This window comes from Caulobacter sp. Root1455 (assembly GCF_001426905.1).
GTDB lineage: Bacteria > Pseudomonadota > Alphaproteobacteria > Caulobacterales > Caulobacteraceae > Caulobacter.
The window spans coordinates 220,977-245,173 of record NZ_LMFQ01000020.1; the positions used below are offsets into that span (position 1 = coordinate 220,977).

Below are 24,197 nucleotides of genomic sequence, written 5' to 3' on the forward strand. Positions count from 1 at the left end.
CGGTACCTTTTCGCTGTCCCCAAGGCGCGGCTTGTGTCTAAGATGTCCCTGACACCGGTGTCTCGCCGGTAGAGACGACCCTGCAAGGGTCGCGAGGCAAGGGGAAACGCGTGAAGGCTTCAGCGATCCATCCGTCGAGCCGCGCGCTCGTCATCGCCGCCGGTTGGGCCCTGACCCTGGCGGCCGCCGGCATGGCCTCCAGCGCCCGCGCCCAGGCCCCGACGGCGTTCCTCGACCCGTCCCTGACGCCGCGGGCCCGCGCCGCCGCCCTGGTCTCGGCCATGACGCTGGAGGAGAAGGCCGGCCAGCTGAAGCACGCCGCCCCCGCCATCCCGCGCCTGGGCGTGCCGGCCTACAACTGGTGGAGCGAAGGCCTGCACGGCGTGGCCCGGGCGGGGGAGGCGACGGTCTTCCCGCAGGCGATCGGCATGGCCGCCACCTGGGACGCGCCGATGATCCATGGGATCGCCGACACCATCGCCACCGAGTTCCGCGCCAAATATGTCGAGAAACGCGCCCCCGACGGCGGCTCGGCCCAGTATCGCGGCCTGACCGTCTGGTCGCCCAACATCAACATCTTCCGCGACCCGCGCTGGGGCCGGGGCCAGGAGACCTGGGGCGAGGACCCGCACCTGACGGCCGAGATGGGCGTGGCCTTCGCCACCGGCCTGCAGGGCGACGACCCGACCTATTACAAGACCGTGGCCACGGCCAAGCACTTCGCGGTCCACAGCGGCCCCGAGGCGGATCGTCACCGCGACGACATCCACCCCTCGGCTCACGACCTGGAAGACACCTACCTGCCGGCCTTCAAGGCGCTGGTGACCCGGGCCAAGGTCGAGTCGGTGATGTGCGCCTACAATGCCGTCGACGGCGCGCCCGCCTGCGCCAACAGGCCTCTGCTGGTCGACCGGCTGCGGCGCGACTGGGGCTTTTCCGGCCACGTGGTGTCGGACTGCGCGGCGATCGCCGACGTCTTCCAACCCACCTCGCACGGCTATGTGAAGACCGCCGAGGAAGCCGCCGCCGTCAGCATCAAGGCCGGGACAGACCTGTTCTGCGCCGAGTTCGGACCCAACAAGAGCAGCGACATCGCGCCGATCGTCGACGCCGTTCGCCACGGCCTGCTCAGCCAGGGCGAACTGGACCAGGCCGTCGAGCGCCTGTTCGTCGCCCGCCTGCGCCTGGGCCTGTTCGACCCGCCCGCCAAGGTCCCTTACTTCAAGATCACCGCCGCCGACAACGACACGCCCGCCCACCGCGCCCTGTCGCTGGAGGCCGCCAAGGCCTCGATGGTGCTGCTGAAGAACGACGGCCTGCTGCCGCTGAAGGCCGCGCCCGCCCGCATCGCGGTGATCGGCCCCAACGCCGACAGCCTGGACGCCCTGGTGGGCAACTATAACGGCACGCCGTCCAAGCCGGTCACCGTGCTGGCCGGGCTGCGCGAGCGCTTCCCCGACGCCAGGATCGACTTCGTCGAGGGCACGGGCTGGACCGCCGCCCCGCGCGAGGACGTGCCGGACGCGGTGCTGAAGGACCTCAAGGTCGAGACCTTCCAGGGGCTGGACCTGGCCGGACCGGCCAGCGCCGCCGAGGCGGCGGCCAACGCCAGCTTCAGCTGGGGCCGGCCCCAGCGCCAGGCGCGAACGACGTCGATGCGCTGGACCGGCGTGCTGACCCCGACCGAGACCGGCGTCCACCGGTTCACAGTCAGCGGCGAGGGCGGCTACCGGGTGATCGTCGACGGCAGGACGGTCGTCGACGCCTGGACCCGGGCCAGGGACTCCGCGCCGGACGGCGAGGTCGCCCTGACGGCCGGCAAGGCCAGCGCCATCGTCGTCGAGGCCAACCAGTTGGGCGAGCGGGGCGAGCTGCGCCTGCAGTGGAGCCGGCCCAGCCGCGGCGCCGACGCCGCGGTGGCCGCCGCCAAGGACGCCGACCTGGTGGTCTTCGTCGGCGGGCTGACCGCCAAGCTCGAGGGCGAGGAGATGTCGGTGCGGGCCCCCGGCTTCGTCGGCGGCGACCGCACCAGCCTGGATCTGCCCGCGCCCCAGGAGGGGCTGCTGGAGCGCCTGCGGACCACCGGAAAGCCGGTCGTCCTTGTGCTGATGAACGGCTCGGCGATGAGCGTGAACTGGGCCGACGCCCACCTGCCGGCCATCGTCGAGGCCTGGTATCCGGGCGGCGAGGGCGGCCGCGCCGTCGCCGGCCTGCTGGCGGGCGACTTCAGCCCCGCGGGCCGCCTGCCGGTGACCTTCTACCGCTCGGCCGACCAGTTGCCGGCCTTCAAGGACTACGGCATGGCCGGCCGCACCTATCGCTATTTCGCCGGCGAGGCGCTGTATCCGTTCGGCCATGGCCTCAGCTACACGCGGTTCGCCTACGGCAAGCCGGTGCTGGCGCGGGCGGCGGTCAAGGCGGGCGACAGCCAGAGCGTCTCGGTCGCCGTCACCAACAGCGGCGCGCGCGACGGCGACGAGGTGGTGCAGCTGTACGTCTCGCGCGACGTGACCGGCGCGCCGGTGCGGTCGCTGCACGGCTTCCAGCGGGTGCGCCTGAAGGCCGGCGAGACGCGCCGCGTGAGCTTCCAGCTCGACGGCGCGGCGATGAGCGTGGTGGCGGCCGACGGTTCGCGGTCGATCGCGTCCGGACCGGTCAGCCTGTGGATCGGCGGCGGCCAGCCCGTGGCGCGGCCGGGGCTGGACAAGCCGGCGGGCGTCGAGGCGCGGTTTACGGTGTCGGGGAGCAAGGGGTTGGCGAACTGAGCCGGGGACATGCCCTTGCGGCGTGTCCCCATCGGCATCCACGGAGCAAGACTTGGGGACACGCCGCAAGGGCATGTCCCCGTCCGCTCATCCCACCCTCACCAGCAGCCCCAGCTCCCCGGCCTTCATCACCGCCTCCTGCCGCTTGACCACGCCCAGGCGTTTCTTGGCGGCCTCGATGTGGTGGTGGACTGTGCGGGGCGAGAGGGCGAGGATCGCGCCGATCTCCCAGTCGGTCTTGCCCCGGCTGGCCCAGTACAGGCACTGGGCTTGGCGCTGGGAGATCACCCCGTAGTCGGGGTTGTCGTCCTGCAGCTCCCAGTGCTTGAGCATGATGGTGCCGAACACCGTGGCCAGGCTTTCCAGCACGGCGCGGGCGGTGGGGTCGGTGGTCGTCGCCTCCGTCGCCATGCGGATCAGCACCTCGTGGCCGGCCGGGCCGAACACCCGCACCACATAGCCGTCGTTCATGCCGAATTCCGAGGCCTCGCCCCACATCGCCCGGGCCCGGTTGTCGCCCAGCGGCTTGGCGTCGGTCCAGGCGAAGCTGCGGCCGGATTTCCGCAGCAGCTTGATGCACGGATCGTGGACCACGTGGCGCTCGCCCCAGTAGCGGGCGTCCCAGACGTCGAAGTCGCGGCGGGCCAGGGTGGGCGGCTCGCGGCCCAGCTGCTCGGCGTTGATCAGGGTGGCGCAGAAGCGGTCATAGCCGAACGCCGCGATCGCCCGGCCGAAATGGGCCTCGACCTCGTCGGGCGCGGCGTAGTGCGGCGCCTTGCTGAGAAAGCTCCAGGCTTCCTGTTCGGCCGTGTTCAACACGTGGAGATGCTCACCCCTGAACGGCTCAGACTAGGCGAAGGCGCGTAGGTCGGCCAGGGGGCGGTGTCTCGGTGGTGAGACGGATTGGGAACGGTGGCTCACCCACTTGCCCCCACCTGACCGCTTCGCGGTCTGTCCGCCCCCATAGGGGGCGGAGGACGCGCGCGGGGCTCCTCTTCCCCCCGTGGGGGAAGACGGTCGCGAAGCGACCCGTAGGGGGCAAGTGCTAGCCGGTGCTAAGCCGCCGGCTTGCGCCTAAGCCGCGCCAGCCGCCGCAGCCGCCGCCAGAATCGGGTCTTTTCCGGCTCGGGATAGGGCTGCAGGTTCTTGTAGAACTCCTCGGCGCAGGCGCGCCACGAGAAGCCCTCGGCGAATTTGCGGACCACGACGTGGTCGATGTCCAGGCACGCCAGGCAGGCCTCGCGCAGGCCGTCGGTCTGGCCGGGGGCCAGGGCGCCGGCGCCGGAGCCCGGGATGATGTCGATCGGCCCCGGGGCCGAGAACGCCGCCACCGGCACGCCGGCGGCCATGGCCTCCAGAATCACCAGGCCGAAGGTGTCGGTCAGGGACGGGAAGCAGAAGACGTCGGCGCAGGCGAAATAGCGGGCCAGCTCCTCGCCGAACTTGGCGCCGGCGAACACCACGTCCGGGTACTTCTCGGCCAGCTCCTCGCGTTGCGGGCCGTCGCCGACGATGACCTTGGTGCCGGGCAGGTCCAGGCTGGCGAAGGCCTCGATGTTCTTCTCGACGGCCACGCGGCCGACATTGAGGAAGATCGGCCGGGCCAGGCCCGCGAACACGTCGGCGTCGCCCTCCGCGCGGGGCTTGAACACGTCGGTGTCGACGCCGCGCGTCCAGGGCGAGATGTTGCGGAAGCCGTGGCGGATCAGCTCGTCGCGCATGGTCGGGGTGGCGACCATCAGCCGACCCGACGGCTTGTGGAACCAGCGCATGTAGGTGTAGCCGGCCGACAGCGGCAGCGGCAGGCGGGCCGAGACGTATTCCGGAAAGCGCGTGTGGTAGCTGGTCGTGAACGGCAGCTTCCATTCCAGGCAGATGCGGCGGGCGGCCAGGCCGATCGGACCCTCGGTGGCGATGTGGATCGCCTCGGGCTCGAACGACTTGAAGCGCTCCATCACCGGCTCGTAGGCGCCGATGGCCAGCTTGATCTCCGGATAGGTCGGAAGCGGGAAGGTGGGGAACTGGTCGGGGCTGACGACATCGACCTCATGGCCCATGGCTTTCAGCTCGGCCATCACCTTGGTGAGGGTCCGAACCACGCCGTTGACCTGCGGTTCCCATGCATCGGTGGCGAGTAGTATCCGCATCAGGCGGCGGCAGGCTCCGCAATGGGGGGCTCGATGGTGAGCGCCCTTGCCCGGTCGATCACCGACCAGGACCTAAGCTTGGACCATTCCAGGATTTCGAGCCGTCCGTCCATATGTTCCACGAGCGCGGTGCAGCTTTCCACCCAATCGCCGTCGTTCACATAGAGCACGCCGTCGATCTCGCGCATCTCGGCCTTGTGGATGTGGCCGCAGATCACGCCGTCGACGCCGCGCCGGCGCGCCTCGTCGGCGACCGCGGCTTCGAAATTCTCGATGAACTGCAGCGCGTTCTTCACCTTGACCTTCAGATAGGCCGAAAGACTCCAGTAGCCGAACCCCAGCTTCCGACGCGCGCGGTTGAGCAAGGTGTTCAGCATCAGGATGGTCCTATAGGACCAATCGCCCAGGAAGGCGAGCCACTTGGCGTGCTGCACCACCCCGTCGAATTCGTCGCCGTGGACCACCAGGTAGCGCTTGCCGTCGGCGGCCTCGTGGATCACGTCGCGGGCCACCACCACGCCGCCGAAATGCACGCCGCAGAAGTCGCGGACCCGGTCGTCGTGGTTGCCGGGCACATAGATCACCTCGACGCCCTTTCGCGCCAGGCGCAGGATCTTCTGCACCACGTCGTTGTGGCTCTGGGGCCAGTACCAGCCGCTGCGCAGCTTCCAGCCGTCGATGATGTCGCCCACCAGGTACAGCTTGTCGCATTCGACGTGGCGGATGAAGTCCAGCAGCAGCTCGGCCTGGCAGCCGCGCGTGCCCAGGTGCACGTCGCTGATGAAGATCGAGCGGTAGCCGCGGATCTCGGTGTCGGTTTCGGTGACCATGCTAGCCCCTCCGGCGGTTCTGGTCGGCGTTAGACGCCGGTCCCCCCGGACCGGCGGTGACCCCAAGTCCCGTCGGGGGCGCATGGGCCGCGATTAAGCTGATTGCATGTCGCTTTCGTGAAACGACGTTCCGCGCCCCCACCCCCGTCCAGGCGCGACGCTGCGCCGCACCAACGCCCGAAATTTCACCATTGGATAAATCATGGGGAGCAAGGCAAAGCTTTACCGGCGCTGTGCTGTTGCGGCGCAACATCGCATTGACTAGATCAGGGTCATGGACGCCGCTCGCCTCGCCAAGGATACGCCCAAGTCGCTGAAGACCCGGGCGCGCATTCTCGACTGCGCGATGCGGCTGATCGCCGAGATCGGCTATCACGCCGCGGCCAATCCGGTGATCGCCGACGCCGCCGGCCTGACGCGCGGGGCGATGCTCTACCACTTCCCCACCCGCGAGGCGCTGGTCGAGGCGGCCGTGGCCCACGTCCAGGCCGAGCGCTCGGCCCTGTTCCGCGCCGCCGCCGACACCCTGCCGCCGGGCGCCGACGTCACCGAGCACGCGATCGACAGCTACTGGGACCTGCTGCATTCGGTGCCGTTCCTGGCCTTCGCCGAGCTGGAGGCCGCCGGCCGCACCGACCCGGCCGTCCAGGCCCTGCTGGCCCCGGCACAGGCCGAGTTCGATCGCGCCCAGGCCGGCGACCACTTCCTGAAGATCCTCCACGCCGGGGCGGGCCCTCGGTTCCAGGCCAGCCGGGACCTGGCGCGGTTCATGCTGGAAGGCCTGGCGCGGACGACCCTGACCTACGACAGCGACGGGCGGCGCGAGCGCCTGCTGATGCTGATCAAGCGGGCCACGCACATGCTGAACCGCAAGGGGGATGTGCAGGATCTTTGGCCGGACTGAGCTGGGGCGGGAGGTCTGTTTCGGGGCAGGGGCCGGGGACTGCTTTCGACCCGTTGCGGACGTTCAACATCGACCCCGAGCAATTGGCGTACGCCATGGCATGGCTTAGACTCGCCGCATGGGACTATTGACCTTCAGCCTCAACCTCACCCTGGACGGCTGCGTCGACCACCGGGAGGGGATCGCCGACGACGAGACGCACGCCTTCTTCACCCGCCTCATGGACGAGGGCGGGGCGATGCTGTGGGGTCGCGTCACTTACGAGATGATGGAGAGCTACTGGCCGGCGGTCGCCCGCGGCGACGTGGAGGCGCCGCCGGCGATACGCGAGTGGGCGGTCAAGCTGGAGGCCAAGCCGAAGTACGTGGTGTCGTCGACGCGAACGGCCTTCCCGTGGACCAACAGCCGCCACATCGCCGGCGACCTGCGCACGGGCGTGCAGAGGCTCAAGGACGCGACCCCGGCCGGCGTGCTCCTGGGCAGCGGCAAGCTCGCGACCGAGCTGGACCAGCTGGATCTGATCGACGAGTACAAGTTCCTCGTCCACCCCCGGATCGCCGGCCACGGTCCAACCCTCCACCAGAGCGGGCTGCCCGGCACGCGACGGCTCGAGCTGATCTCGGCCACGCCGCTCCGTAACGGCGTCGTCGCCATGCATTACCGGCGCGCCCGCTAATCCAGAGCAGCCGCTTCGCATCCGCTCGCGCGCTTGCGCCTCCATTTTTGGAGCCGTCATCCTCGGACTTGTTCCGAACCCCTCGTTCAGCCGGGTTGTCGGCGGTAACAAGGTCGCGCCTCACCCCATCGCGATCGGCAGGGCCGTCGTGAACTTGATCTGCTCCATCGCGAAGCTCGACGACACGTCGGTCAGCGGAGCGGTGGCGATCAGGCGGCGATAGAAGCGGTCATAGGCGGCGATGTCGCGGACCACGACCTTGAGCAGATAGTCGACGTCGCCGCTCATCCGGTAGAACTCGACCACCTCGGGCAGGGCCTTGGCGCCGGCCGCGAAGGTCGCAAGCCACTCCTCGTCGTGGCGGCCGGTCTTGACGGCCACGAACACCGTCAGCGGCAGGTCCAGGGCCTCGCGGTCGATCAGGGCGACGCGGGCGGTGATCACGCCGCTATCCTGCAGCCGCTTGACCCGCTTCCAGCACGGGGTCTGGGACAGGCCCACCCGTTCGGCCAACTCGGCGATCGGGACGGTGGCGTCCTGCTGCAGAATCGCCAACAGGCGGCGGTCGATCTGGTCGAGCGAGATCATTCTATATCACGGCCCATTTGGAGAATTCAATTCTCCCTAATTGCCACGAAGCCGTGTTTCAGACCATGTCATTCTCTCGAAGCGCGGCATCATGGAAAGGCGCAAATCCGAGGATGCTGATGCTCGACGCCTTCACCCGCCATCCGCGTTCGGTCGACGAGACCTATGGCGAGCACATGGCCGTGGCCTGGAGCTTCGCCTTTCCGATGCTGCTGGGCGGCCTGGCCTGTTTCGTCCACGGGATCTTCCCGTTCCTGTTCGAGACCACGGGCAGCCGCTGCGTGAAGCTGCTCCACACCCGCATCGCCAATCGCGGCCGCAAGTCGGCCGGGACCGACGCGCCGGTTCCCAACTGGGCGGCCTTCGACGCGGTGATCTGAGCTCAGGCGGCGCCGCTAGCCCGGACGATAGGCCCCCGTGCGGCGATCGAAGATGTAGCGCTGCACGAGAACGCCGCCTTCCGTCGTCACGACGTCGGCGGTGATGGAGTCGGCGTCGGTCTCCTTGACGGCGTCCAGCTTGACACGGGGATTGGCCTGGTACTGGAGGTAGCTCTCCATGTAGGCCTTCACGTCGGCCGCGCCGAGGTTCAGGCTTGATTGGCGAGCGCCCCAGCCGGGGCCCATGTAGCCGCAACCGGCGCACCAGGTCCCGTTGTGCATCATCATGCCGGGACCCATCATGCCGCGCCCCATCATGCCGGGACCCATCATGCCGCGGCCCATCATGCCCCCAGTCCCGGCGCCCAGGCCGGGTCCGGATTGGGCGATGGCGAGGCCCGCCACGGCCAGGGCCATGGCGATCGCCGCCCCGGTGGCGATTTTGGAAACGCGCATTGGACGTCCTCCTGTTTGATTTCCAACAGTCTTGCGAGCTGGATGGGACTGACGGTGCGCGCCGCCGCGATCGAGGCCTTGATCGACATCAACCTGACGCCGCCTCGATCGAGAGGCGGCTTCCGACCCCGATGTGAGCGTCAGCTGTACAAGCTTGTCAGAAAACGTCGTCGGCGGAGCAAATTCTCCCCCTTGGCGACGCGGCGCGCCTAGCCCATCGTCCCCGCCCGTGCCTGTCCCTAGGGGACAGACGCGAATCAAACATTCAGAGCGTGGCGGGCGCCGAAACCGGCATCCGCTTTCGGCCGCCACGCTCCGGAGTCGGGGAGGACTTGATGAGTTTCTGGAATCGCCGCAAGGCGATCGACACCGCCGCCGGCGATCCCGCCCACGCGCTGAAAAAGACCCTGAGCTGGTATCACCTGATCGCGCTGGGCGTCGGCGCCATCGTCGGCACGGGCATCTACACCCTGACCGGCGTCGGGGCGGGCCTGGCCGGGCCGGGCGTGATGCTGTCGTTCCTGATCGCCGGGGCGGTCTGCGCCTGCGCGGCCCTGTGTTACGCCGAGCTGTCGACGATGATCCCGGCCTCGGGCAGCGCCTACACCTACAGCTACGTGGCCATGGGCGAGCCGGTCGCCTGGTTCGTCGGCTGGAGCCTGATCCTCGAATACACCCTGGTCTGCGCCGCCGTGGCGGTGGGCTGGTCGGCCCACGCCACCGGCCTGTTCCGCATGGCCGGCTTTCCCGAATTCCTGCTGGCCGGACCGCACGTCGAGTTCGCCGACGGCACGCATGGCCTGGTCAACCTGCCGGCCGTGATCATCTCGTTCGCCGTGGCCGGGCTGCTGGCCCTGGGGACCAAGGAAAGCGCCACGGTCAACATGGTGCTGGTGGTGATCAAGATCGCGGCCCTGGGCCTGTTCGTGGTCCTGTGCCTGCCGGCCTTCGACGCCGGCCACTTCACGCCGTTCATGCCCCAGGGCTTCGCCGCCCATACCGTCGCGGGGGCGGCTGGACCGGACGCGATCAAGGTCGGGGTGATGGCCGCCGCCAGCCTGATCTTCTTCGCCTTCTACGGCTTCGACGCGGTCTCGACCGCCGCCGAGGAGACCAAGAACCCCAAGCGCGACCTGACGATCGGCATCGTCGGCTCGATGCTGATCTGCACCCTGATCTACATGCTGGTCGCCGCCGTCGCGATCGGCGCCTCGCGGGCCGAGGTGTTCTCCAAGAGCGAGGCGCCGCTGGTGTTCATCCTGGAGACCCTTCAGCATCCGAAGATGGCGCAGCTGGTGGCCCTGGCCGCGGTGGTCGCCCTGCCGACCGTGATCCTGGCCTTCATGTACGGCCAGAGCCGGATCTTCTTCGTGATGGCCCGCGACGGCCTGCTGCCGCCGGCCCTGTCGCGGGTGAACGCCAAGACCGGCACCCCGGTGCTGATGACCCTGCTGACCGGGGCCTTGTCGGCGTTGCTGTCGGGCCTGCTGTCGCTGAAGGACATCGCCGAGCTGGCCAACGCCGGCACCCTGGCGGCCTTCATCGCCGTGGGCCTGTCGGTGATCGTCCTGCGGGTGCGCGATCCCAGCCGGCCGCGGGTGTTCGCCACGCCGCTGTGGCAATTGGTGGCGCCCGGCGCCATCCTGGGCTGTCTCTATCTGTTCTACAGTCTGCCGGCCAAGACCCAGCGCTACTTCCTGTACGCCCACCTGATCGGGGCGGCGGTGTATTTCCTCTACGGGGTGCGACGCAGCGCCCTGGCGCGGGCCGAGGCCGGCAAGGGGTAGGCTGCTCGCGACAGACCCCGGGGGGTGATTTTGCGACGCTTGATTTGGTCTCGACTGTATCGCCCCAGGATCTGGCGGCCCAGCGTCTGGGTGCTGCTCGCCGCGATTCCGCTGGTCGCGTGCGGCGGAGGCGGCGGCGGGGGTTCGGGACCGTCCCCGGGCGTCGTCACACCGCCTCCCCCGCCGCCACCGCCACCACCCCCGCCGCCTCCGCCGCCGCCGACCTATCCCACCGCCGGAACCGCCGAGTACCAGCGCGGCTGGAACCTCTCGGCGATCCACGCCGACGTCGCCTACGCCAAGGGCGCCAGCGGCCAGGGGATCACCGTGGCGGTCATCGACACCGGCGTGGACGCGACCCAGCCCGATCTGGTCGGCGCGGTGTCGCCGGACTCCACCGACATCATCGGGCGCGGCGCCCTGGTCGGCTCCAGCCGCCACGGCACGCGGGTGGCCGACATCATCGCCGCGCGCTTCAACGGGGCCGGCACCGTGGGGGTCGCCTACGGTTCGACCATCCTGTCGATCCGGGCCGACGACAGCCGCAACTCCACCCCCGGCTGCCCCGACTGCGTCTTCGATTCCGACGACCTGGCCGACGCCCTGGACTACGCCGTGGCCAAGGGCGCCAAGGTGGTCAACCTGTCGCTCGGGGGCGATGGTCCGGAGGGGCCGAAGTTCGAGGGGGCCCTGACCCGGGCCGCCGCCGCCGGGACCGTGGTCGCCGTCTCGTCGGGCAATGACGGGGCCGCCGATCCGGAGTGGCCGGCCCGCTACGCCGTCGATCCACGCTACGCCGGCTCGGTGATCGCGGTCGGCGCCCTGACCTCGACCGGGGCGATGGCCAGCTATTCCAACCGGGCCGGCGTGACGGCCAACGGCTATCTGGCCGCGCCCGGCGACGACATCCAGACCGAATGCGACGGTTCGGGGTGCTCGCTGGTGTCCGGCACCTCTTACGCCGCGCCCCAGGTGTCCGGCGCCCTGGCCCTGCTGCTGCAGGCTTTCCCCAATCTCTCGGGACGCGACGCGGTCGACATCCTGCTGCGCACCGCCAGCGATCTGGGGACGGCGGGAACCGACTCCACCTACGGCCGGGGCGGCCTGGACCTGGCCCGCGCCTTCGCGCCGGTGGGGACCAGCAGCCTGTCCCTGCCCGACGGCGGCGCGACGGCCCTGACCGCCCCCGGCGTGGGCGGCAATGTCGCCTCGGCCTTCGGCTCGGCCCTGCGGCGCGCCGACGGCCTGCGCACGGTGATCCACGACGACTACAATCGCCTGTTCTCGGTCAACCTGGCCGACGGCCTGCCGGGCGACCGGCGCGGCGCCCTGCTGACCCCGCCGCCGATCCAGGCCTCCAGCCAGGTGGTGCTGGGCGGACCGGCCCTGGGCGGGCTGAACCTGGCGGTGTCGGTCGAGGGGCCGATCTTCGACGAGCGCGCCCACGAGCCCGAGCCGTCGCTGACCCTGGGTCCCCAACCGATGCGGTCGATGCGGATGCAGGTCGCCTATGGCCGCCTGAGCCTGTCCAGCTGGAGCGGCGAGGGCGGGGCGGCGGCCCCGGCCGGTCCGGCGGGCCGCGACGCGTTCCAGACCATCGCCCAGCCCGACCGCAGCACCCAGGCCGCCGTACGCCTGGGCCGGTTCGCCCTGCTGGCCGAACAGGGCTCGGCCCATCCGCGCCGGCCGCTGCAGATCGTCGAGATCGAGGGCTCCAGCTACGCCTCGGCCACGGGCATGATGGAGGTCGGCGACGCCCTGATCAGCCTGACCGGCGGCGCGCTGGACGAGCCGCTGGGGCCGCTGGGCTCATACCTGACGCCCGGCACCACCTTGGCCTTGCCGGCCAAGACCCGGCTCGGGGCGGCGGCGCTGGACCTCTATCCGCGCCCCGGCCTGACGCTGCACGCCGACCTGTCGATCGGCCGCACGGGGGTGGAGGGCGGCCTGCTGTCGCTGGACAGCGCCATCAGCAGCGCCTGGCGGCTGGAAGCCGGCGCCGACTGCCGGCTGGTCGGCTGGGCCTGCTCGCGCCTGACCTTCGGCGTCTCCCAGCCCCTGCGCATCGAAAGCGGCAGGTTCCAGGCCATGCTGGCCGACGTGCCGCTGGCCTATGACGACCCGCTGACCTTCTCGACTCGCCGGTTCAGCGCCGCGCCCGACGGTCGCGAGATCGATCTGAGCCTGGGCCTGGAGCGCGCCTTCGGCCCCTGGCGCTCGCTGGTGGTGCGCACCAGCCTGGCCCTGCAGCCGGGTCACCAGGCCGATGCGGCGCCGGAGGTCGGGGCCTTGGCGACCTGGCGATCGCGGTTCTGAGGCGTTTCGAGCGAAGTGGACGCCGGTTCGCTTGAGGAACCGCGCCAAACAAGAAGCCAGGGCGGGTTCGGCTTCTTGGCGATGAACCCGCCCTAACCTCTTTCCTTCCGGCGTTCCGCCGCTACAGTCTGCTCAAAACAAGTGTTTGAAGCGGAAGGAACGCCATGGCCCTGGACCTCGAGACCCGCGAGCAGCTGATCGACACGGTGCGCCGGTTCGTCGCCGAGCGGCTGCGCCCGATCGAGGCCAAGGTCGCCGAGGACGACGCCGTGCCTGCCGAGATCATCGAGGAGATGAAGGGGCTGGGACTGTTCGGCCTGTCCATCCCCGAGGACTTCGGCGGCCTGGGCCTGAACATGGAGGAGGAATGCCTGGTCGGGATCGAGCTGGGGCGGGCCTCGCCGGCCTTCCGCTCGGCGTTCGGCACCAATGTCGGCATCGGCAGCCAGGGGCTGGTGATGTTCGGCACGGACGACCAGAAGGCCAAGTGGCTGCCCGGCATCGCCTCGGGCGAGATCGTCACCTCGTTCGCCCTGACCGAGCCGGAGGCCGGGTCCGACAGCGCCGCGGTCCAGACCCGGGCCGTGCTGGACGGCGACGACTACGTGCTGAACGGCTCCAAGCGCTACATCACCAACGCCGGCAAGGCCTCGCTGTTCACGGTGATGGCCCGCACCAATCCCGAGGCCAAGGGCGGTTCGGGCGTCTCGGCCTTCCTGGTGCCGCGCGATCTGCCCGGTCTGTCGGTCAGCAAGCCCGAGAAGAAGATGGGCCAGCAGGGCGCCCACATCCACGACGTGACCTTCGACAATGTCCGCGTGCCGGCCTGGAACCGGCTGGGCGAGGAGGGCGAGGGCTTCAAGGTGGCCATGCAGGTGCTGGACCGGGGGCGGCTGCACATCGCCAGCGTCTGCGTCGGGGTGGCCGAGCGGCTGCTGGTCGACTGCGTGGCCTATGCCAGCGAGCGCAAGCAGTTCGGCCAGCCGATCGCCAGCTTCCAGCTGATCCAGGCGATGATCGCCGACAGCAAGACCGAGGCCCTGGCGGCCCGGGCGCTGGTCCTGGAGACCGCCCGCAAGCGCGACGCCGGCGAGGGCGTGACCCTGGAGGCCGCGGCCGCCAAGCTGTTCGCCTCGGAAATGGTCGGCCGGGTCGCCGACCGGGCGGTGCAGATCTTCGGCGGGGCCGGCTATGTAGCCGATTACGGCATCGAGCGCCTGTATCGCGACGTGCGGATCTTCCGGATCTACGAGGGCACCAGCCAGATCCAGCAACTGGTCATCGCCCGGGAAACGATCAAGCGGGGCGGGTAGGCTGGTCCGATCTCCGTGCGGCCGCGACCTTTTCGTGAATGCGTCGACTTGCCGCGCGCGTGGCGAGAATTCTTAAGACCTCGTTATCCATGCTGACCGAGGTTCCTCCCACGCCAATTTGCACGGGAACGACCGACGATGACGCACGACCGGACGATCAGTGAAAGGGTTGCGTTCATCGGCCTGGACGACAAGGCGAGGACCGCGTTGCGGGATCTTCGCCCGCTGATCCAGAAGGAGGTCGGCCCGGCCCTCGCCGCGTTCTACGCCAAGGTCCAGAACACGCCGGAGACCCGCGCGTTCTTCAAGGACGAGCGCCACATGGACTCGGCCAAGGATCGCCAGCAAGACCACTGGGGCGCCATCGCCGAGGCCGATTTCAGCGACTCCTACATCCAGGCCGTCCGCACGGTCGGCGAGGTCCACGCCCGGATCGGGCTGGAGCCGCGCTGGTATATCGGCGGCTACGCGGTGGTCGTCGATCACCTGATCCGGGCGACGATCCAGTCGTTCTGGCCGCGGGGGCTGATGTCGAAGGGCGATTCCAGCAAGGCTGGCGAGGCTGTCGGCGCGCTTGTGAAGGCGGCCCTGCTCGACATGGACTTCGCCATCTCGACCTATCTCGAGGCCATCGAGACCGAGCGCCAGAAACTCGATGCGGCGCGGCTTGAGAACGAGGCTAGCCAGACGGCGCTGGTCGACGCGCTCGCCGGCGCCCTGGAGCGCCTGGCGGCGGGCGACCTGGTCGGCCGCATGACGGCCGAGGTGAAGCCGCAGTTCCAGAAGCTGAAGGACGATTTCAACACGGCGATCGATACGCTCGAGGTGGCGATGTCCCGCGTGACCGCGGCGACGGGCGGCATCCAGGCGGGCTCGGAAGAGATCGGCGCCGCCGCCGACGACCTGTCGCGCCGCACCGAACAGCAGGCCGCCAGCCTGGAGGAGACCGCCGCGGCGCTGGACCAGATCACGGCCACCGTCCGCCGCTCGGCGGCCGACGCCAAGCAGGTCTCCGAAGTGGTCGCCGGCGCCAAGACCGAGGCCGAACGTTCGGGTGTCGTCGTCGACCAGGCGGTGGCGGCCATGGGCGGGATCGAGACCTCGTCGCGGGAGATTAGCAACATCATCGGCGTCATCGACGAGATCGCCTTCCAGACCAACCTGCTGGCTCTGAACGCGGGGGTGGAAGCCGCTCGTGCGGGCGACGCCGGCCGCGGCTTCGCGGTCGTCGCCCAGGAGGTGCGGGCCCTGGCCCAGCGCTCGGCCGACGCGGCGCGGGAGATCAAGACCCTGATCGGCGCCTCGACCGCCCAGGTGGCCGCCGGGGTCGGCCTGGTGGGGCAGACGGGCGAAGCCCTGCGCGGGATCGTCGACAAGGTGGCGGAGATCGACACCCTGATCCTGCAGATCTCGGCCTCGGCCCAGGAACAGGCCACGGGCCTGGCCCAGGTCAACACCGCGGTCAATCAGATGGACCAGGTCACCCAGCAGAACGCCGCCATGGTCGAGCAGACGACCGCCGCGACCCATTCCCTGAAGGGTCAAACGGCCGAGCTGGTCAATCTGATCGGAGCGTTCACGGTGGGCCAGCGGGCCGAGGCCAGCCCCGCGCGGCGGCCCGCGGCGCGATCACCGGCGCCGATCCGACCGACGGCCCGCCCGGGCGCGACGGCGCGCCCGGCGGCTCGGGCCGGCAACACCGCGGTCAAACAGGAGTGGCAGGAATTCTAGACCGCGACCGCCCGTTTGTCCGGCCGGGGGACTCTCCCCGGCCGAATGGCGGGCGGCCCGGCGAGCGTTCGCCGCGCCCCATCGGCGCCGATGGGGTCCCCAAACGCAAAACGCCCCCGCTGGCCCCTAGCCGGAACGTCCCCTGTAAGGACGCTCCGGCGGAGCCAGCGGAGGCGTGTTCAGGTCCCCCCAGGCAAGGCCTGGGAAAGGAGCTTTAAAACTTACGCGCCGCCCGGGAAGCGGAAGGGCACCTTCACGGTGCCGGTCTTGGCGCCCATCGGCAGCTTTTCAGCGATGCACATGGCGGCCTTGTCGAAACCCTTGCCCGCGGCGCTGTTGTCCACGACCTTGCATTCCGTGAGCTTGCCCGCGTCGGCGGTGCATTCCAGCATCACCTGAGCGGCGTCGCGGGTGTTCGCGAATTGCTGCAGGCAACGGCCCATTTGGTCTTCGAAACCACCAGCCGCCGAGGCGGCTTGGGCGACGAAAAAGCTGCCTGCGATTCCCGCGGCAATAGCGATCGGATATTTCATCCCGCTGCTCCTAGTAGTGTTGTCTCGCCCTTCGGACGGTCGCGTCGTCCGGACGCCTGAGCTTTTTCGCATAAGCGAGTTAAAATATTCTGAGTCATCGAAAGATGGCTTTATTTACTCATTGATAACCACGATTATTTGGCGAATACGCTCGTTTCACTCGAAACTAGACTCTGATTTCGCCTTTTAAGACTCCGCTCCCCCGCGAGCGGGACTCACGCGCGCGCGCGGGCTCATTCCAGATTCCCGGAGCCAGGAGGGCTTGGAGGACGGCGAACGGCGGGAAATTCCGGGGGGTGCGACAGGCCCTGCGGCAAAGGCTCTTAACCAAAGTCAGGAACTATTAGGAATATGTCGTGATGATCCCCCTCGACGTTGGTGATCCGTGCGCACGGACCACCGCTAGAGGGGACCAATCCGATGAAGCGATTCCGGCTCGTCGATCTTCCATTGATCATCAAAATCGGCTTCGCGCCGGCGTTCGCCCTGCTCATGCTGGCCCTGATGGCCGGAGGGGCGATCGTCGTCCAGAAGAGCCAGTCCGCGGCGCTCAAGCAGGTCGTCGAACAGGACATGCGGATCAACAGCGAGATCCAGTCGCTGTCGCGCCGCATCACCAAGGCGCACGGCACGCTCTATCAGATCCTGGCCTCGAAGGCCGATCCGATGGCCCCGCCGGCCGGACCCCGCATCACCGAGCTGCTGGCCGAGTTCGACGCCCTGGGCAAGGAAACCAAGGGCCTCTCGTCCAAGCTGCCCGCCTCGGAGCGTCCGAAGATCGAGTCCCTGGTCAAGTCGCTCGACGAATGCCGCAGCGCCATCGACACGGTCAGCGGCATGATCGACGTCGACATCGGCATGGCCAACAGCTTCGCCGGCAGCTTCGAAGACACCTACGTCAAGATGGCCGCCCAACTGCAGAAGGTCGTCGACGACGCCGCCGCCCGCGCCACGACCCAGGCCGCCAAGCGTCAGGCCGAAGCCGCCGCCGCGATGAGCGCCACGATCGTCCTGTCGGTGATCACCCTGCTGGCGGTCGCCGGCCTGGCCTTCATGACCGTCATGACCACCCGCAAGTCGATCGGCGACATCGCCGGCGCCACCGAGCGTCTGTCGAAGGGCGACAATACGATCGACCTGGAGAAGATGACCCGCGGCGACGAGCTGGGCGCCATCGTCCGCTCGCTGAAGGTCTTCCGCGACAATCAGGTCCACCTCGAGCAGATGCGCGCCGAGCAGGAAAAGAACGCCGCCCTGACCGCCGACGAGCGTCGCGCCAAGGAAGAGTCCGCCGCCGCCGCGGCCCGCGAGAACGCCCTGGTGGTGTCGTCGCTGGCCGAGGCCCTGGAGCACCTGGCCAAGGGCGACCTGACGTTCCGCGTCCAGGCCGACTTCCCGGGCGACTACCGCAAGCTGAAGGACGACTTCAACGCCGCCATCACCCAGCTGCAGGAAACCATCAAGGTCATCGCGGCCTCGACGGACGGCCTGCGCACCGGCGCCGACGAGATCGCCCACGCCTCGGACGATCTGTCGCGCCGCACCGAGCAGCAAGCCGCCTCGCTGGAAGAGACCGCCGCCGCCCTGGACGAGCTGACCGCCACGGTGCGCCGCACCGCCAGCGGCGCCAAGCAGGCCTCGGAAGTGGTCTCCAGCACCCGCGGCGAAGCCACCCATTCGGGCCAGGTCGTGCACGAGGCCGTCTCGGCCATGGGCGCCATCGAGGACTCGTCCAAGCAGATCAACCAGATCATCGGCGTGATCGACGAGATCGCCTTCCAGACCAACCTGCTGGCCCTGAACGCCGGCGTCGAAGCGGCTCGCGCCGGTGACGCCGGCCGCGGCTTCGCGGTCGTGGCCCAGGAAGTCCGGGCCCTGGCCCAGCGTTCCGCCGAAGCGGCCAAGGAGATCAAGACGCTGATCTCGTCCTCGACCCAGCAGGTCAGCCAAGGCGTCAGCCTGGTCGGCCAGACCGGCGAGGCCCTGCAGCGGATCGTGGTCAAGGTCGGCGAGATCGACGCCCTGGTCACCGAGATCGCCGCCTCGGCCGCCGAACAGGCGACCGGCCTCAACGAAGTGAACACCGCCGTCAACCAGATGGACCAGGTCACTCAGCAGAACGCCGCCATGGTCGAGCAGTCGACCGCCGCCACCCACTCGCTGAAGGGCGAGACCGGCGAGCTGGTGCGCCTGATCGGCCGCTTCCGGGTCGGCGACGGCCGCCAGCAGACGGCCTCGTACGAGCGTCCGCAGATGGCCGATCCCGCCCAGCACGCCCCCGCCGCCAATCCGGTGGCTGAACAACGCGCTCGCCTCAACGCCTTCGCCCGTCCCGGGCGTGGCGGGGCCGCGACCGCCCCCGCCGCCGATGGCTGGGAGGAGTTTTGATGTCGACCGCGATCGCTCTGCCTGAAACCCTTGATCTGAAAGCGTCGGCGCCGCTCAAGCAGGCGTTCGTCGAACGCCGCGGCCAGAACATCGAAGTCCATGCCGACCAGGTCCGCCGTCTCGGCGGCCTGTGCCTTCAGGTCCTGCTCGCCGCCCGCAAGGCGTGGGACGAGGACGGCAAACCCTTTCTGATCACCGCGCCTTCCGAGGCGTTCGTGGAAACCATCCGTCTGTTCGGGGCCGAAGGGGCTTTGCTTCAGACTGACATCCAAGGAGCTGCATCGTGACGCGTACTGTCCTCACGGTCGATGACTCGCGTACGATGCGGGACATGCTGCGCATGGCCCTGTCCGGCGCCGGATTCAACGTCGTCGAAGCCGTCGACGGCGAACATGGGCTGGAAGTTCTGTCCGCCCATCGCCCGGACGTGATCATCACCGACATCAACATGCCCAAGCTCGACGGCTTCGGCTTCATCGAGGCGGTGCGGATCGACGACGATTATCGCGCCATCCCGATCCTGGTGCTGACCACGGAAAGCGATCCCAGCAAGAAGCAGCGGGCTCGGGAAGCCGGCGCGACGGGCTGGATCGTCAAGCCGTTCAACCCGGAAAAGCTCGTTGAGGCGATCCGCCGCGTCGCGGCCTGATCGCACGAGTGCTCTAGGTACTTTGAAGACGCTTTGTAGGAAGTCGGGGAATGGACGAGCTAGAGGCCATCAAGGTCACCTTCTTTCAGGAATGCGAGGAACTCCTCGCGGATCTTGAAGGCGGGCTCTTGGCCATGCAGGACGGCAACGACGATGGCGACACCGTCAACGCCGTTTTCCGGGCCGTGCACTCGATCAAGGGCGGGGCGGGAGCCTTCGGCCTGGAACCGCTGGTGCGCTTCGCCCACGTGTTCGAGACCCTGCTCGACGCGCTGCGTTCCAATGAGATCCCCAGCACGCCGGACCTGACCGCGGTCCTGCTGCGCGCTTCGGACGTGCTGGCCGACCATGTCAGCGCCGCCCGCGGACTGGGCACGGTCGACATGGCCGCCTCGGCCGCCATGGCCGCCGAACTGAAGATCTGGACCGATCCCAACGCCGCTCCGGCGCCCGCCGCCGCCGCGCCGGTCGAAACCTCCCAGTATGTCGACGCCGCGCCGATCGTCATCGGCGCTGACGACGACGGCATGGACGACGACGATCTGGGCTTCGACTTCCAGCCGATGACCATCAGCCTCGACGCGCAGGCCGAAGACGCCGCCGTGCTCGAGGACAACGTCTGGACCGTGTCGATCCGTCCGAAATCGGACCTCTATCGCAAGGCCAACGAGACCGCCCTGCTGTTGCGCGAGCTGAGCCGGCTGGGTCCGGTCCAGGCGACGCTGGACGACAGCGCCCTGCCGGCCCTGGAATTCCTCGACCCCGAAGCCGCCTACGTCACCTGGAGCGTCCGGCTCGAGACCGAGCAGGGCGAAGAGGCCATCCGCGAAGTCTTCGAATTCGTCGACGGCGACTGCGATCTGGAGATCACCCGCGGCGAGGCCCCGGTGGCCGACGTGCTGGCGAGCCTGCTGAATGTCGCCGCTCCGGCGCCCGAACCCGAAACGGCCTTCGAAACCGCGTCGGCGCCGGAAACGGCCCTGATCGAAGCCCCCGTCGAAGCGCTCGCTCCGGTGGTCGAGGCCGCCGCTCCGGCTCCCGTCACGGCTCCGGCCCCCGCCGCGCCGCCGGTCGCCGCCAACGCTCCGGCCGCCCCGGCGGCGAAGCCCGCGCAGATCGACGTCCCCGGTCCAGGCCAGTCGGTGATCCGCGTCGATCCCGAGCGCATCGACCACCTGATCGACCTGGTCGGCGAGCTGGTCATCAACCAGGCCATGCTGGCCCAGCGGGTCGGCGAATACGGCATCGCCCCGTCCTCGAACCTGGCCATGGGTCTGGATGAGCTGGAGCAGCTCACCCGGCAGATCCAGGACAGCGTGATGGCCATCCGCGCCCAGCCGGTGAAGTCGGTGTTCCAGCGCATGCCGCGCCTGGTCCGCGAAGTCGCCAACATGACGGGCAAGCAGGCCCGCCTGGTGATGGACGGCGAGAACACCGAGGTCGACAAGACGGTCATCGAGCGTCTGGCCGATCCGATCACCCACATGCTGCGCAACGCCATCGACCACGGGCTGGAAAGCCCCGAGGAGCGCAAGGCGGCCGGCAAGAATCCGGAAGGCGTCGTGCGCCTGGCCGCCCTGCACCGCAGCGGCCGGATCGTCATCGAGGTCCAGGACGACGGCAAGGGCATCAACCGCGAGCGGGTGCTGTCGATCGCCGTCAAGAAGGGCCTGATCTCGCCCGACCTGACCCTGACCGACGAAGAGATCGACAACCTGATCTTCCTCCCCGGCTTCTCGACCGCGGACAAGATCTCGGACGTCTCGGGCCGCGGCGTCGGCATGGACGTGGTCAAGCGTTCGGTGCAGGCCCTGGGCGGCCGCATCTCGATCACCTCGCGTCCGGGCCTGGGCTCGACCTTCACCCTCAGCCTGCCGCTGACCCTGGCCGTACTGGACGGCATGGTGGTCGACGTGGCCGGCGAGACCCTGGTCATTCCCCTGGCCTGCATCGTCGAAAGCCTGCGCCCCAAGGCCGAGGAAATCCGGCCGCTGGGCCCGACGGGCTCGGTCCTGGCCGTGCGCGACAGCTTCGTGCCGCTGATCGATGTCGGCCTGACCCTGAACTACCGCACGACCTCGCCGCCGGCGACCGACGGCGTGGTGCTGCTGGTCGAGGGCGAGGACGGCTCGCGCGCCGCCCTGGTGGCCGACGCCATCCACGGCCAGCGCCAGGTGGTCATCAAGTCGCTGGAGCAAAACTACCAGCAGGTCGAGGGCGTCGCCGCCGCGACCATCCTGGGCGACGGCCGGGTGGCCCTGATCCTCGACGTCGACGCGGTGATCAATCTGCGCCGCCGCGGCCCGCCGCTTCCGTCCGATCCCACTCTCATCGCCGCGGAATAGCCCGATGAACGAACCCACACACATCGCCAGCAAAGAAACCCGCGAACTGATCTCGTTCCGCGTGGGTGAGCAGGAATACTGCGTGGACATCATGGCCGTCCGCGAGATTCGCGGCTGGAGCCCGGCGACCACCCTGCCGCAGTCGCCCGCCTACATGCGGGGCGTGATCAACCTGCGCGGCGCGGTCCTGCCGATCATGGACCTGGCGTGCCGGATCGGCATGCAGACCACCGAGCCGAACGTGCGCAGCGTGTTCATCGTCGTCCAGGCCGGCGACCGCACGGTCGGCCTGCTGGTCGACGCGGTGTCCGACATCCTGTCGATCACCGACGAGATGTGCCAGCCGACCCCGGACATCGCGTGCGAAAACGTTCGTCACTTCGTGCGCGGCATCATTTCCATCGAAGGGCGAATGATCAGCGAAATCTCGCTGGATCGCCTGCTCCCCGAGCGCGAGGCCCTGGCCGCTTAAGATGACCACACCCTCAGCCTCCTTCACGGATCGCCGCGAGGCCCTCGTCGATGGCGAGTTCGCCTTCACGAGCGCCGACTTCAAGCGGATCGCGGCCCTGCTGTACGATCAGGCCGGCATCAGCCTGCCCGACAGCAAGGCGACGCTGGTCTATTCGCGCCTGGCCAAGCGCCTGCGCACCCTGGGCCTGAAGACCTTCGCCGAGTACTGCACGTTCGTCGCGCAGGACGGCAATGTCGAAGAGCAGCAGAACATGCTCCGGGCGCTGACGACCAACGTCACCCGGTTCTTCCGCGAGCCGCATCACTTCGACGACCTGCGCGCCAACATCCTGGAGCCCATGGTCGACAAGGTGCGGGCCGGCGGGCGCCTGCGCCTGTGGTCGGCGGCCTGCTCGTCGGGCCAGGAACCCTATTCGATGGCCTTCACCGTGCTGTCGGTGTGGCCGAACGCCGCCGATCTGGACATCCGGATCCTGGGCACCGACATCGACACCAACGTGCTGGCCACCGGCCGGACGGCTGTCTACGAGGAGCAACTCCTCGAAGGCATCCCCCCCAACATGCGCGGCCAGTATTTCGAGCGTGACGCCGATGACCGTCGCAGCTTCCGGGTCTGCGAGGCCGCCCGCCAGATGGTGGCGTTCCGCGAGCTGAACCTGAACGGCCCCAGCTGGCCGATGAAGGGCCCGTTCGACGCCATCTTCTGCCGCAACGTCGTGATCTATTTCGACGAACCCACCCAGGAACGGGTCTGGCAGCGCTTCGCGCCGCTGGTGTCGCCGGGCGGCAAGCTCTATGTCGGCCACTCCGAACGCGTGGGCGCGTCGGTCACGGCGTTCGAAAGCGCCGGCCTGACCGCCTATCGCAAGGTGGGAGGTCGCTGATGGCCAAGATTCGCGTTCTCGTCGTCGACGACTCCGCCACCATGCGGGGCCTGATCACGGCCGCCCTGACCCGCGACCCCGAGATCGAGGTGGTCGGCGCCGCCGGCGATCCGTTCGAGGCCCGGGGCATGATCAAGGCCCTGAACCCCGACGTCGTCACCCTCGACATCGAGATGCCGAACATGAACGGCATCGAGTTCCTCGAGAAGATCATGCGCCTGCGGCCGATGCCGGTGGTCATGGTCTCGAGCCTCACCCAGGCCGGGGCCGAGATGACCCTGCGCGCGCTGGAGCTGGGCGCGGTCGACTGCGTGGGCAAGCCCACGACGGCGACCGGCACGGCCGAGGCGCTGGCCGAGGTGACCGACAAGGTCAAGGCCGCCGCCCGCGCCTCGGTGCGGACCAAGGCCGACGCCGCGCCGGCGACGCCGCGCCGTCAGAACTACCTGCCCTCGGGCGACATCGTGGCGATCGGCTCGTCGACCGGCGGGGTGGAAGCCCTGCTGTCGATCCTCAGCCAGTACCCCGAGACCGGCCCGCCGACGGTGATCACCCAGCACATGCCGGCCACCTTCACCGCCAGCTTCGCCGCCCGGCTCGACCGGGCCAGCGGCGCCAAGGTGCAGGAAGCCGTCGACGGCGCCCTGCTGGAGCCGGGCAAGGTCTATGTCGCTCCGGGCGGCGCGACCCACCTGGAAGTCGTGCGCTCGGCCGGGCTGCGCTGCCGCCTGACCCAGGGCGACCCCGTCAGCGGTCACCGGCCTTCGGTCGACGTGCTCTTCAATTCGGTGGCCCAGGCCGTCGGAGACAAGGCGGTCGGCGCCATCCTGACCGGCATGGGCCGCGACGGCGCGCAGGGACTTCTGGCCATGCGCAAGGCCGGCGCCCGCACGATCGGCCAGGACGAGCAGAGTTGCGTCGTCTACGGCATGCCTCGTACGGCTTTTGAACTCGGCGCGGTGGAGAAACAGGTCACCCTGTCCTCCATGGGCCAAACCATTCTCGATCTGGCCTCCGCGAGGCGATGAACC

At 69.1% G+C, this 24,197-nt stretch carries 21 protein-coding genes; 15 read left to right on the forward strand and 6 right to left on the reverse strand.

Annotated elements, in window-relative coordinates; translation table 11 throughout:
• Window positions 1–110: 110 nt before the first annotated feature.
• Window positions 111–2,765: a glycoside hydrolase family 3 C-terminal domain-containing protein gene (locus ASD21_RS10465; RefSeq protein WP_056440366.1), complete on the forward strand. Its 2,655-nt coding sequence runs from the start codon at window positions 111–113 to the stop codon at window positions 2,763–2,765.
• 87 nt (window positions 2,766–2,852) lie between these two features.
• Here the strand turns inward: ASD21_RS10465 and ASD21_RS10470 are convergent, their stop codons facing one another.
• The 3 genes from ASD21_RS10470 to ASD21_RS10480 all read right to left on the reverse strand — a co-directional run bounded on the left by ASD21_RS10470 (window position 2,853) and on the right by ASD21_RS10480 (window position 5,742).
• The gene (locus ASD21_RS10470; protein ID WP_056440367.1) at window positions 2,853–3,584 is read right to left on the reverse strand and encodes a helix-turn-helix transcriptional regulator; all 732 of its coding nucleotides are present in this window, start codon (window positions 3,582–3,584) and stop codon (window positions 2,853–2,855) included.
• A gap of 236 nt (window positions 3,585–3,820) precedes the next feature.
• Window positions 3,821–4,912: a glycosyltransferase family 4 protein gene (locus tag ASD21_RS10475; protein WP_056440370.1), complete on the reverse strand. Its 1,092-nt coding sequence runs from the start codon at window positions 4,910–4,912 to the stop codon at window positions 3,821–3,823.
• Window positions 4,912–5,742, reverse strand: a complete 831-nt coding sequence (locus tag ASD21_RS10480; protein ID WP_056440371.1) for a UDP-2,3-diacylglucosamine diphosphatase — start codon at window positions 5,740–5,742, stop codon at window positions 4,912–4,914. The genes ASD21_RS10475 and ASD21_RS10480 overlap by 1 nt, the downstream gene beginning before the upstream one ends.
• Window positions 5,743–6,016: 274 nt before the next feature.
• Between ASD21_RS10480 and ASD21_RS10485 the strand changes: the two genes are divergently transcribed.
• Window positions 6,017–6,646 carry a TetR/AcrR family transcriptional regulator gene (locus ASD21_RS10485; protein ID WP_056440372.1) on the forward strand — a complete coding sequence of 210 codons (630 nt, stop codon included), beginning with the start codon at window positions 6,017–6,019 and terminating at the stop codon, window positions 6,644–6,646.
• A 118-nt stretch (window positions 6,647–6,764) separates the two neighbouring features.
• Complete coding sequence (locus tag ASD21_RS10490; protein WP_056440374.1) at window positions 6,765–7,322, forward strand: dihydrofolate reductase family protein; 558 nt, start codon at window positions 6,765–6,767, stop codon at window positions 7,320–7,322.
• Between the two features lie 120 nt (window positions 7,323–7,442).
• Here ASD21_RS10490 and ASD21_RS10495 read toward each other — a convergent pair whose 3' ends face one another.
• Window positions 7,443–7,910 (reverse strand): Lrp/AsnC family transcriptional regulator, encoded by a 468-nt coding sequence (locus ASD21_RS10495; RefSeq protein WP_056440377.1) that lies wholly within the window; start codon window positions 7,908–7,910, stop codon window positions 7,443–7,445.
• Between the two features lie 119 nt (window positions 7,911–8,029).
• On the opposite strand from ASD21_RS10495, the gene ASD21_RS10500 reads away from it, so the two are divergent.
• Window positions 8,030–8,290, forward strand: coding sequence for a DUF6356 family protein (locus tag ASD21_RS10500; protein ID WP_056441146.1), 261 nt, complete (start codon window positions 8,030–8,032; stop codon window positions 8,288–8,290).
• 15 nt (window positions 8,291–8,305) lie between these two features.
• On the opposite strand, the gene ASD21_RS10505 is transcribed toward ASD21_RS10500, so the two are convergent.
• Window positions 8,306–8,746: a hypothetical protein gene (locus tag ASD21_RS10505; RefSeq protein WP_056440379.1), complete on the reverse strand. Its 441-nt coding sequence runs from the start codon at window positions 8,744–8,746 to the stop codon at window positions 8,306–8,308.
• Window positions 8,747–9,081: 335 nt separating this feature from the next.
• Here ASD21_RS10505 and ASD21_RS10510 point away from each other — a divergent pair, with 335 nt between their 5' ends.
• From ASD21_RS10510 to ASD21_RS10525, 4 genes are all read left to right on the forward strand, one after another.
• Complete coding sequence (locus ASD21_RS10510; protein WP_156398344.1) at window positions 9,082–10,533, forward strand: amino acid permease; 1,452 nt, start codon at window positions 9,082–9,084, stop codon at window positions 10,531–10,533.
• A 39-nt stretch (window positions 10,534–10,572) separates the two neighbouring features.
• Window positions 10,573–12,849 (forward strand): S8 family peptidase, encoded by a 2,277-nt coding sequence (locus ASD21_RS10515; protein ID WP_056440384.1) that lies wholly within the window; start codon window positions 10,573–10,575, stop codon window positions 12,847–12,849.
• A gap of 164 nt (window positions 12,850–13,013) precedes the next feature.
• The gene (locus ASD21_RS10520; RefSeq protein WP_056440386.1) at window positions 13,014–14,162 is read left to right on the forward strand and encodes an acyl-CoA dehydrogenase family protein; all 1,149 of its coding nucleotides are present in this window, start codon (window positions 13,014–13,016) and stop codon (window positions 14,160–14,162) included.
• 138 nt (window positions 14,163–14,300) lie between these two features.
• On the forward strand, window positions 14,301–15,893 hold the full coding sequence (locus tag ASD21_RS10525) for a globin-coupled sensor protein (RefSeq protein ID WP_056440388.1): 1,593 nt from the start codon (window positions 14,301–14,303) through the stop codon (window positions 15,891–15,893).
• A gap of 221 nt (window positions 15,894–16,114) precedes the next feature.
• On the opposite strand, the gene ASD21_RS10530 is transcribed toward ASD21_RS10525, so the two are convergent.
• The gene (locus ASD21_RS10530; protein ID WP_012284370.1) at window positions 16,115–16,426 is read right to left on the reverse strand and encodes a hypothetical protein; all 312 of its coding nucleotides are present in this window, start codon (window positions 16,424–16,426) and stop codon (window positions 16,115–16,117) included.
• Between the two features lie 420 nt (window positions 16,427–16,846).
• Here ASD21_RS10530 and ASD21_RS10535 point away from each other — a divergent pair, with 420 nt between their 5' ends.
• The 7 genes from ASD21_RS10535 to ASD21_RS10565 are packed head-to-tail and all read left to right on the forward strand — an operon-like array spanning window position 16,847 to window position 24,194.
• The gene (locus tag ASD21_RS10535) at window positions 16,847–18,814 is read left to right on the forward strand and encodes a methyl-accepting chemotaxis protein (protein WP_056440390.1); all 1,968 of its coding nucleotides are present in this window, start codon (window positions 16,847–16,849) and stop codon (window positions 18,812–18,814) included.
• Entirely contained in the window at window positions 18,814–19,101 is a 288-nt protein-coding gene (locus tag ASD21_RS10540; RefSeq protein ID WP_056440392.1) for an STAS domain-containing protein, read from the forward strand. Before ASD21_RS10535 ends, ASD21_RS10540 begins: the two co-directional genes overlap by 1 nt.
• Window positions 19,098–19,463 (forward strand): response regulator, encoded by a 366-nt coding sequence (locus ASD21_RS10545; RefSeq protein WP_056440394.1) that lies wholly within the window; start codon window positions 19,098–19,100, stop codon window positions 19,461–19,463. Before ASD21_RS10540 ends, ASD21_RS10545 begins: the two co-directional genes overlap by 4 nt.
• A gap of 50 nt (window positions 19,464–19,513) precedes the next feature.
• A complete protein-coding gene (locus tag ASD21_RS10550) occupies window positions 19,514–21,808 on the forward strand; it encodes a chemotaxis protein CheA (RefSeq protein WP_056440396.1) in 2,295 nt (764 codons plus the stop codon).
• Between the two features lie 4 nt (window positions 21,809–21,812).
• On the forward strand, window positions 21,813–22,280 hold the full coding sequence (locus tag ASD21_RS10555) for a chemotaxis protein CheW (RefSeq protein WP_056440398.1): 468 nt from the start codon (window positions 21,813–21,815) through the stop codon (window positions 22,278–22,280).
• Window position 22,281: 1 nt separating this feature from the next.
• On the forward strand, window positions 22,282–23,166 hold the full coding sequence (locus ASD21_RS10560; RefSeq protein WP_056440400.1) for a CheR family methyltransferase: 885 nt from the start codon (window positions 22,282–22,284) through the stop codon (window positions 23,164–23,166).
• Window positions 23,166–24,194 (forward strand): protein-glutamate methylesterase/protein-glutamine glutaminase, encoded by a 1,029-nt coding sequence (locus ASD21_RS10565; RefSeq protein ID WP_056440402.1) that lies wholly within the window; start codon window positions 23,166–23,168, stop codon window positions 24,192–24,194. Before ASD21_RS10560 ends, ASD21_RS10565 begins: the two co-directional genes overlap by 1 nt.
• Window positions 24,195–24,197 lie beyond the last annotated feature (3 nt).

Excerpts from the sequence above, each read along its gene's own strand:
- ASD21_RS10475 (WP_056440370.1), bottom strand. The coding sequence starts at position 4,912 with ATGCGGATACTACTCGCCACCGATGCATGGGAACCGCAGGTCAACGGC.
- ASD21_RS10480 (WP_056440371.1), bottom strand. The coding sequence starts at position 5,742 with ATGGTCACCGAAACCGACACCGAGATCCGCGGCTACCGCTCGATCTTC.
- ASD21_RS10485 (WP_056440372.1), top strand. The coding sequence starts at position 6,017 with ATGGACGCCGCTCGCCTCGCCAAGGATACGCCCAAGTCGCTGAAGACC.
- ASD21_RS10490 (WP_056440374.1), top strand. The coding sequence starts at position 6,765 with ATGGGACTATTGACCTTCAGCCTCAACCTCACCCTGGACGGCTGCGTC.
- ASD21_RS10495 (WP_056440377.1), bottom strand. The coding sequence starts at position 7,910 with ATGATCTCGCTCGACCAGATCGACCGCCGCCTGTTGGCGATTCTGCAG.
- ASD21_RS10500 (WP_056441146.1), top strand. The coding sequence starts at position 8,030 with ATGCTCGACGCCTTCACCCGCCATCCGCGTTCGGTCGACGAGACCTAT.
- ASD21_RS10505 (WP_056440379.1), bottom strand. The coding sequence starts at position 8,746 with ATGCGCGTTTCCAAAATCGCCACCGGGGCGGCGATCGCCATGGCCCTG.
- ASD21_RS10510 (WP_156398344.1), top strand. The coding sequence starts at position 9,082 with ATGAGTTTCTGGAATCGCCGCAAGGCGATCGACACCGCCGCCGGCGAT.
- ASD21_RS10520 (WP_056440386.1), top strand. The coding sequence starts at position 13,014 with ATGGCCCTGGACCTCGAGACCCGCGAGCAGCTGATCGACACGGTGCGC.
- ASD21_RS10525 (WP_056440388.1), top strand. The coding sequence starts at position 14,301 with ATGACGCACGACCGGACGATCAGTGAAAGGGTTGCGTTCATCGGCCTG.
- ASD21_RS10530 (WP_012284370.1), bottom strand. The coding sequence starts at position 16,426 with ATGAAATATCCGATCGCTATTGCCGCGGGAATCGCAGGCAGCTTTTTC.
- ASD21_RS10535 (WP_056440390.1), top strand. The coding sequence starts at position 16,847 with ATGAAGCGATTCCGGCTCGTCGATCTTCCATTGATCATCAAAATCGGC.
- ASD21_RS10540 (WP_056440392.1), top strand. The coding sequence starts at position 18,814 with ATGTCGACCGCGATCGCTCTGCCTGAAACCCTTGATCTGAAAGCGTCG.
- ASD21_RS10550 (WP_056440396.1), top strand. The coding sequence starts at position 19,514 with ATGGACGAGCTAGAGGCCATCAAGGTCACCTTCTTTCAGGAATGCGAG.
- ASD21_RS10555 (WP_056440398.1), top strand. The coding sequence starts at position 21,813 with ATGAACGAACCCACACACATCGCCAGCAAAGAAACCCGCGAACTGATC.
- ASD21_RS10560 (WP_056440400.1), top strand. The coding sequence starts at position 22,282 with ATGACCACACCCTCAGCCTCCTTCACGGATCGCCGCGAGGCCCTCGTC.
- ASD21_RS10565 (WP_056440402.1), top strand. The coding sequence starts at position 23,166 with ATGGCCAAGATTCGCGTTCTCGTCGTCGACGACTCCGCCACCATGCGG.